The 7,896-nt window shown below is 72.2% G+C and carries 8 protein-coding genes; 4 read left to right on the top strand and 4 right to left on the bottom strand.

What is annotated here, in order from left to right; translation table 11 throughout:
- Positions 1-428: 428 nt before the first annotated feature.
- The 4 genes from ybaK to AB0L56_RS24055 form a co-directional block, all read right to left on the bottom strand.
- Entirely contained in the window at positions 429-929 is a 501-nt protein-coding gene (gene ybaK / locus AB0L56_RS24070; protein WP_361029956.1) for a Cys-tRNA(Pro) deacylase, read from the bottom strand.
- Positions 930-957: 28 nt separating this feature from the next.
- Positions 958-1,698 (bottom strand): LON peptidase substrate-binding domain-containing protein, encoded by a 741-nt coding sequence (locus AB0L56_RS24065; RefSeq protein WP_365426196.1) that lies wholly within the window; start codon positions 1,696-1,698, stop codon positions 958-960.
- A gap of 11 nt (positions 1,699-1,709) precedes the next feature.
- Entirely contained in the window at positions 1,710-2,768 is a 1,059-nt protein-coding gene (locus AB0L56_RS24060; RefSeq protein WP_365426193.1) for a hypothetical protein, read from the bottom strand.
- Positions 2,769-2,932: 164 nt separating this feature from the next.
- Complete coding sequence (locus AB0L56_RS24055) at positions 2,933-4,510, bottom strand: oxidoreductase (RefSeq protein ID WP_365426190.1); 1,578 nt, start codon at positions 4,508-4,510, stop codon at positions 2,933-2,935.
- A 193-nt stretch (positions 4,511-4,703) separates the two neighbouring features.
- Between AB0L56_RS24055 and hisD the strand changes: the two genes are divergently transcribed.
- Genes hisD through AB0L56_RS24035 form a run of 4 tightly spaced genes read left to right on the top strand, consistent with a single transcriptional unit; the run spans position 4,704 to position 7,895 of the window.
- A complete protein-coding gene (gene hisD / locus AB0L56_RS24050) occupies positions 4,704-6,044 on the top strand; it encodes a histidinol dehydrogenase (RefSeq protein WP_361029968.1) in 1,341 nt (446 codons plus the stop codon).
- Positions 6,041-7,150: a histidinol-phosphate transaminase gene (locus AB0L56_RS24045; protein ID WP_365426187.1), complete on the top strand. Its 1,110-nt coding sequence runs from the start codon at positions 6,041-6,043 to the stop codon at positions 7,148-7,150. The genes hisD and AB0L56_RS24045 overlap by 4 nt, the downstream gene beginning before the upstream one ends.
- Entirely contained in the window at positions 7,147-7,740 is a 594-nt protein-coding gene (gene hisB / locus AB0L56_RS24040) for an imidazoleglycerol-phosphate dehydratase HisB (protein ID WP_019525453.1), read from the top strand. Before AB0L56_RS24045 ends, hisB begins: the two co-directional genes overlap by 4 nt.
- Positions 7,737-7,895 (top strand): hypothetical protein, encoded by a 159-nt coding sequence (locus AB0L56_RS24035; RefSeq protein WP_033273033.1) that lies wholly within the window; start codon positions 7,737-7,739, stop codon positions 7,893-7,895. The genes hisB and AB0L56_RS24035 overlap by 4 nt, the downstream gene beginning before the upstream one ends.
- The last annotated feature ends 1 nt before the right edge of the window (position 7,896 follow it).

Here is a 7,896-nt window from a genome sequence, read left to right as displayed (position 1 = left end):
CGTCAGGACATCAAGCATGCCAGCGACCAGCGCGGCGTGGGTGGGGTGCCGTCGCGCCCACCCGTGCCGCCCTGCGGCACGATTGCCCGCGGAGCGCGCGGCGCGGCTGGGCGGGGGGTGGTTGCGCGGCGCGGCTGGGCGGGGGGTGGTTGCGCGGCGCGGCTGGGCGGGGGGTGGTTGCGCGGCGCGGCTGGGCGGGGGGTGGTTGCAGCGGCCCGGCGTGGGTGGGGTGCCGTCGCGCCCACCCGTGCCGCCCTGCGGCACGACTGCCCGCGGACGACGCGGAGCGTGCGCGGTTGGCCGGGACGCGGTTAGGCGGGGCGGTGGGCGTGGTTGGGGTGGGGTTTTTTGGGTGCGGCGGCGGGGTTTGTGGGTTCGTTTTGGCATGTCCCTTTTCTCTGGTCGAGGAAGGGACGGGCGTCCAGGGGTTAAATGCGTCTGATGGGGGCCAGGGTCGCCTCGGTCAGCTTTGCCAGGTCGGCCGGGGAGAGTTCGATCTCCAGGCCGCGGCGGCCGGCCGAGACGCAGATCGTCTCGTGCCGCGTGGCCGACTCGTCCACGACCGTCGGCAGCTTCTTGCGCTGGCCCAGCGGCGAGATCCCGCCGCGCACATACCCGGTGGTGCGTTCTGCCAGCGCCGGATCGGCCATCGCCGCCCGCTTGCCGCCGGCCGCCGACGCCAGGGCCTTCAGGTCCAGCTGGCCCGCCACCGGCACCACCGCCACCGTCAGCGTCCCGTCGACGTCCGCCACCAGCGTCTTGAACACGCGGTCGGGCGAGACCCCCATCGCCTCGGCCGCCTCCTCGCCGTACGACGGATGGGACGGGTCGTGGTCGTACGAGTGCACCGTGAACGGCACCCCCGCCGCGGTGAGCGCCACCGTTGCCGGCGTCCCTCCGGGCTGCTGCTTCTTGGACTTCTTCGCCATTGCGGCCGGTACCCCAGACAGTCGTACGTCAGTTGAGACTCATCGGGCCGCGCGTCAGCTCCGACGCCGGCAACGACGGCAGATGACGGATGACGGCCGTCTCCGCGCGAAGGAGTTTCAGCTCGTCCCGGAGCCGGGACGCGGTGTCCGGCGCCTGGAGCAGACGCTGTCGCGTCGGCGTGTCCAGCATCATCGCGGCGGCGACCAGGTAGGAGACCACGCCCGGCTCGTCCGGCAGCTCCGCGCCGGTCGCCAGCGAACGCTCCCGCGCCCCCGCCAGCCGCTTCTGGTACTGGCGGAACGCCCGCAGCACCCCCTCGGCGAGCGCCCCCGACTCGTCGCCGGGATCCTCCTCGAGCGGCTCGAGTTCGGCCGTGAGAAACGGCCCCGAGGCGTCGACCGAAAGCAGCCGCACCCGGGTCGTCCCGGTGGCCAGTACCTCGAAGCTGCCGTCGGCCCGCTCGCGGATGGTCGCCGCGTCGGCGACACAGCCCACCTTGTGGAAGGCGCGCAGTGGATCGGTGCCGAAGCCCGCCGCGGGGCCCCGGTCGGGCACGGCGGTCGGGTCGGGCAGCCCGGGAGAGCTCGGAGCCACTTCGTGGCCGTCGCGGATCGCCACGACGGCGAACCGGCGCGGCTCGTCCTCGGGGGTCTTCAGCAGCTCGCGCATCATGGCGCGGTAGCGCTCCTCGAAGACGTTGAGCGGGAGCACGAGCCCCGGGAACAGCACCGTGTTCAGGGGGAAGAGCGGGAGCCGGACGGTGGTCACGACCCAAAAGCCTAATGGTCGCCGAAGCGGAGTCGTCCTCCCTGCCCACTCCCCGGACGGCCAAAAGCCGGGACGGAGCCCCCAAAGCCGGCCCCGGAGGAGCCGGACGCGACCGCGGCGCGCACCTTCTGACGCACCTCCAGGAACCGCCCGAGCGGGTCGTCCGCGCCCCGCTCCCAGGGGAAGGACGTGGCGTACGGCCCGGTCAGGCGCAGCTGTTCGAGGGCGTCCTGCCAGCGCTCCAGCCGCACCAGGACATACGTCAGCAGGTTGCGCAGCTCGGCGGGCCAGGGATGTCCGGCCGGCAGCCGGGCGGACAGTGCGGCGGCGCGGTCGGCCGCCGCGTCGAGCCGCTCCCGCGGCACATCGGGACCGCAGCCGTCCGTCAGATAGCCGTACGCAGCCCGCAGCGGCAGCGCCTGAGTGAGCGAGCCGTCCGGCGCGTCCTGCGCGGCACGGTCCGCGAAGTCGAAGCACTCCCGGTGCGAACCGTGCCAGGAGGACGCCAGATAGCGCAGTGCCGCCACATGGCAGCCGTGGTGGTGCGGGGCGCGCCGGACGGCCGCCTCCCACAGCTCCTCGAAGTAGGTGTGGCCGGCCCGCGCGCCACGGGCGTGGTCCAGGGCCAGCCGCCACGGCACCGGGTCCCGGTTGTCCGCCCGGGCGGCGGCCGTGATCAGCGGGCTGACCTCGCGCAGCAGCTCGGCGCGCGCGGGCGAGTCCCAGACGCGGTCCACGGCCCGCTGGGCGTCCACCAGCAGTCCTCCGGGATCGTGCGGGGCGAGGGCACGCCAGGTGTCCAGCCACTCCGGGCGGGAGCGCGCGAACCCCGCCAGCCGCCGCACATACCGGTCCCGGTGCTCCCAGGCTCCCGTGCGCCGGGTGGCGGCGAGCAGTTCCACGGCGGGCGCGTGGTCCCCGGCCGCGGCCCCGACCAGCGCCGGGCCCAGCGCGCCGTCGGGCGCGTCGAGCAGCACCTCGTCGTCGCCGGGCAGCACGACCGGGACGGGGGTGCCCGTCGACTTACCTCGCACCCGGGACGTACGGGTGAACGCGTGCAGCAGAGCCATGGTGCGACCATTGAAAGACCGCAGGTCACAGCGGCGCCAGAGGGCACGCGCAACTGGTGGAAGGTTGTACGGGAATCGGTCAAGGCCCGGCAAAAAGCAGACGGCCCCTCATGTTGCACATGGCCTGTCCGGCCTCACCGGTCCCAGGAGCCACACCGTCAGCGTCAGGTGCGCCGCAGCGTGCGGGTCGCGCCCGCCGCCACCGTGGTCGCCAGGATCCAGCCCAGCAGGATGAACGCGGCCGACAGCCACTGCCAGCCGCCGCGCAGCTGCCAGAAGCCCACCTGGCCCAGGTCGATCACCGGCAGCAGCAGATCCAGCGCGAACAGCGCCGGGTTCCAGGCCGGGTGCTCACCGCTCTTCAGGGGCGGGTGGTCCGCGCGGGCGAAGGCCAGCGAACCGGCCGCCCACAGCACCGCCATCCACACCGCGGCCCGGCCCGGCCGGTATCCGTAGGCCACCGTCCAGTCCTGCGCGTAGCCCCACAGCTTGGCCGCGAACGGCAGGCTCTCGCGGCGGCGGCGCTGCTTGGCGAGCAGCACCTCCCGGGCGTCCTCGTCCTCCCCGCCCTCCCGCAGCACCGCGGCCAGCCGCTCGTACGGCTCCGGGTTGTACTCGGCGCTCGCCGCGTCCACCCAGCGCAGCCGCAGCGCCAGCGGGAACGGGCCGCGCGGCACCAGGTTCTCGTAGGTGAAGCCGCCCATGTGCAGCCGGCCCGGGCCCGGCCAGCTGTCCGCGCGATCCATCAGGTTCACCACCTTCGCCCCCGACAGCACCACCCGGCCGCGCGCCGGCCGCTCCCCAAGGAAACGCAGCTCCGGCGTCTGCACCCGGCGCAGCGACAGCTCCTGCTCGTCGGTGAAGGTGAACCGCGCCCCCTCGAAGTCGACCGCGTCCCCGAACCGCCCGTCGTCCAGCCGCACCCCGCCCTCGCACTCGAACCGCTGGATCCGCGTCCCGCGCACCGGTGTCATCCCGCTCCGCGCCTGGGCGCCCACCCCCGCCGGTGTCAGATACAGCGAGCGCTCGACCGTGAGCTGCGGCGCGTTCAGCGCGAGCCGGGAGTGCGGGTCGCCCAGCCGCGCCCCGCGCAGGCTCAGCGAGACGCCTATCGTCGCCCCGCGCAGGCTCAGCTCGCCGTGCGACTCGAGCATCTCCGCCTGGAGGTCCTGGCCGACGTTCATACCGTCCGCGGCGATCGAGCGGCCGCTGCGGTCCCGGTGCACGATCGCCTGGTTGAGCAGCAGATCCGTGCCTATCCTGGCGTCCGTGAGCCGTATGCCGCCCAGAAACCGGCAGCGCGGCAGATGCAGATCGCCCTCGGTGTGCAGCCGGGCCGCCTCCAGACGCGGTATCGAGCAGTCCACCATCCGTACGGTCGTGAAGCGGGCCTCCGGCAGCAGCACATCCCGCTCGAAACGGCAGCCGCGCAGCTCCACATACGGCACCACGGTGCCGCCCGCGAGGTCCAGCGGGCCGCTGATCCGCACCCCGACCAGCTTCAGCGACGAGACCCGGCCGGCCAGCGCGGGCGGCCCGTCCAGCAGCAGCCAGCACACCACGCGCGCCCTGACCGTCCGCTCCGGTCCCCACGGATGCCCGCCGTGCGGATCGTCGACCACGGTGTCGCCGCTGCTCAGGTCGTACACGCTGCCGTTGCGGAAGGCCTGCCACATGCCGGCCTCCGTGGCGGTCAGATCCTCCGGCGGCTCTCCGCCACCTGGTCCCACCCCCTCCGTCACGGAGCTCCCCTCCTCCCCTCCTACTCGTCGGTACGTGTCCTTGTACAACCCGTGATGCCCGGTGCGGTGACCCGTTGAACACGGAAAGTGAAGGAGATCTCGAAAACGTGCGCGGACCGTTACCGTGGCGGGCTCGTATCAGCGATTGGAACGCGACGACGGCCCACCGTGCCGGTCTGAGAGAATTGGGCACGTGCTGCAACATTCCTTCCTGGCCCGAATCGATCTGCGCGGCGACGCCCTCCCCGAGGGCCCCGCCCTGCGCGACCTGCTGCCGCGAGCCGACTTCGACGTGGCGGCCGCCCTGGAGAAGGTGCGGCCCATCTGCGAGGACGTGCATCATCGGGGCGACGTGGCGCTGATCGACTTCGCCAAGAGGTTCGACGGCGTCGAGCTCGACCAGGTGAGGGTCCCGGCCGCCGCCCTCACCCGTGCCCTGGAGGAACTGGACCCGGCCGTGCGTGCCGCGCTGGAGGAGTCCATCCGCCGGGCCCGGCTCGTCCACCGCGAGCAGCGCCGCACCACCCACACCACCCAGGTCGTCCCCGGCGGCACGGTCACCGAGAAGTGGGTCCCCGTCGACCGCGTCGGTCTGTACGCGCCGGGCGGCCGCTCCGTGTACCCGTCCTCCGTGATCATGAACGCCGTGCCCGCCCAGGAGGCCGGAGTGCCGTCCGTGGCGCTCGCCTCACCCGCCCAGGCCGACTTCGGCGGACTGCCGCACCCGACGATCCTCGCCGCGTGCGCCCTGCTCGGCGTCGACGAGGTCTACGCGGCCGGCGGCGCCACCGCCGTCGCGATGTTCGCGTACGGCACCGAGTCCTGCCCGCCGGCGAACATGGTCACCGGCCCCGGCAACATCTGGGTGGCCGCCGCCAAGCGCTACTTCACCGGCCGTATCGGCATCGACGCCGAGGCCGGCCCCACCGAGATCGCGATCCTCGCGGACTCCACCGCCGACCCGGTGCACGTGGCCTCCGACCTGATCAGCCAGGCCGAGCACGACCCTCTGGCCGCAGCCGTCCTGGTCACCGACTCCCCCGACCTCGCGGACGCGGTGGAGAAGGAACTGGAGCCCCAGGTCAAGGCCACCCGGCACATCGACGACCGGATCGTCCCGGCCCTGTCCGGCCGCCAGTCCGCCATCGTCCTGGTCGACGGCCTCGACGAGGGCCTGCGCGTCGTCGACGCCTACGGCGCCGAGCACCTGGAGATCCAGACCGCCGACGCCGCCGCGGTCGCCGACCGCGTGCGCAACGCCGGAGCGGTCTTCGTCGGCCCCTGGTCCCCGGTCTCCCTCGGTGACTACGCGGCCGGCTCCAACCACGTACTGCCCACCGGCGGCTGCGCCTGCCACTCCTCGGGCCTGTCCGTCCAGTCCTTCCTGCGCGGCATCCATATCGTCGACTACACGCACGACGCGCTGGCCGAGGTCGCGCACCACGTGGTGACGCTGGCGGAGGCGGAGGACCTGCCCGCGCACGGCGCGGCGATCAAGGCCAGGTTCGGCTGGAAGGTGCCTGAGAACAAGTGAGCTTCGGAATCGACGATCTTCCCGTACGGGACGAGCTGCGGGGCAAGTCCCCCTACGGCGCGCCCCAGCTGGACGTCCCCGTACGGCTGAACACCAATGAGAACCCCTACCCGCTGCCCGAGCCGCTGGTCGAGCGGATCGCCGAGCGGGTCCGCGAGGCCGCCCGGCACCTCAACCGCTACCCCGACCGGGACGCGGTAGAACTGCGCACCAGGCTGGCCGAGTACCTGACGAAGACCGCCGGGCACCCGGTCGCCCTCGAGAACGTCTGGGCCGCCAACGGCTCCAACGAGGTCATCCAGCAGCTGCTGCAGACCTTCGGCGGACCGGGCCGCAGCGCCATCGGCTTCGAACCCTCGTACTCGATGCACGGTCTGATCGCCCGCGGCACCGGCACCGGCTGGATCTCCGGGCCGCGGAACGAGGACTTCACCATCGACCTCGCCGCCGCGCGGAAGGCGATTTCCGAACACCGGCCCGACGTCGTCTTCGTCACCACCCCCAACAACCCCACCGGCAACGCGGTCCCCGCGGAGACGGTCCTCGCGCTGTACGAGGCCGCCCAGTCCGCCAAGCCGTCGATGGTGGTCGTCGACGAGGCGTACGTCGAGTTCAGCCACGGCGACTCGCTCCTCCCGCTGCTGGACGGCCGCCCCCATCTGGTGATCTCCCGCACCATGTCGAAGGCGTTCGGCGCGGCGGGCCTGCGCCTGGGCTATCTGGCCGCGCACCCGGCCGTCGTCGACGCCGTCCAGCTGGTCCGGCTGCCCTACCACCTCTCGGCCGTCACCCAGGCGACCGCGCTGGCGGCCCTCGAACACACGGACACGCTGCTGAAGTACGTCGAGCAGCTGAAGACCGAGCGGGACCGGCTGGTCGCCGAACTGCGGGCGCTCGGCTACGACGTCACCGAGTCCGACGCGAACTTCGTCCAGTTCGGCAGGTTCGAGAACTCCCACGCCGCCTGGCGCAGAATTCTCGACCGGGGCGTCCTGGTCCGGGACAACGGCGTACCGGGATGGCTGCGGGTCACCGCGGGCACCCCGGCCGAAAACGACGCGTTCCTCGACGCGGTACGTGAGATCAAGAAGGAGCACAGCGCATGACCCGCGTAGGACGCGTGGAACGCACCACCAAGGAAACCTCCGTGCTTGTCGAGATCGACCTCGATGGCACCGGGAAGACCGAGATCTCCACCGGGGTCGGCTTCTACGACCACATGCTCGACCAGCTCGGCCGGCACGGTCTGTTCGACCTCACCGTGAAGACCGAGGGCGACCTCCACATCGACTCCCACCACACCATCGAGGACACCGCCCTCGCGCTCGGCGCCGCCTTCAAGCAGGCGCTCGGCGACAAGGTGGGCATCTACCGCTTCGGCAACTGCACGGTCCCGCTGGACGAGTCCCTCGCCCAGGTCACCGTCGACCTCTCCGGCCGCCCGTACCTCGTGCACACCGAGCCCGAGAACATGGCGCCGATGATCGGCGAGTACGACGTGACGATGACCCGGCACATCCTGGAGTCGTTCGTCGCCCAGGCCCAGATCGCGCTGCACGTGCACGTGCCCTACGGGCGCAACGCGCACCACATCGTGGAGTGCCAGTTCAAGGCCCTCGCCCGGGCCCTGCGCTACGCGTCCGAGCGCGACCCCCGTGCGGCAGGCATCCTGCCCTCCACGAAGGGCGCGCTGTGAACGGTCTGTCCACCGTCCTGATCGTCGTCGGCCTGTTCTTCGTCGGCGGGATCATCTCCTTCGTCAAGCAGAAGATGCCCACGAGCCTCATCACGCTGATGTCCGTCGGCGCCGCGCTGTGCATCGTCACGGGCCTGCTGCAAATGGAGGTGTGAC

Source organism: Streptomyces sp. NPDC052079 (assembly GCF_040680275.1).
Lineage (GTDB): Bacteria > Actinomycetota > Actinomycetes > Streptomycetales > Streptomycetaceae > Streptomyces.
Note: the sequence above shows the minus strand (reverse complement) of the source record. Positions and strands in the feature narration are given on the sequence as shown.

Excerpts from the sequence above, each read along its gene's own strand:
- ybaK (WP_361029956.1), bottom strand. The coding sequence starts at position 929 with ATGGCGAAGAAGTCCAAGAAGCAGCAGCCCGGAGGGACGCCGGCAACG.
- AB0L56_RS24060 (WP_365426193.1), bottom strand. The coding sequence starts at position 2,768 with ATGGCTCTGCTGCACGCGTTCACCCGTACGTCCCGGGTGCGAGGTAAG.
- hisB (WP_019525453.1), top strand. The coding sequence starts at position 7,147 with ATGACCCGCGTAGGACGCGTGGAACGCACCACCAAGGAAACCTCCGTG.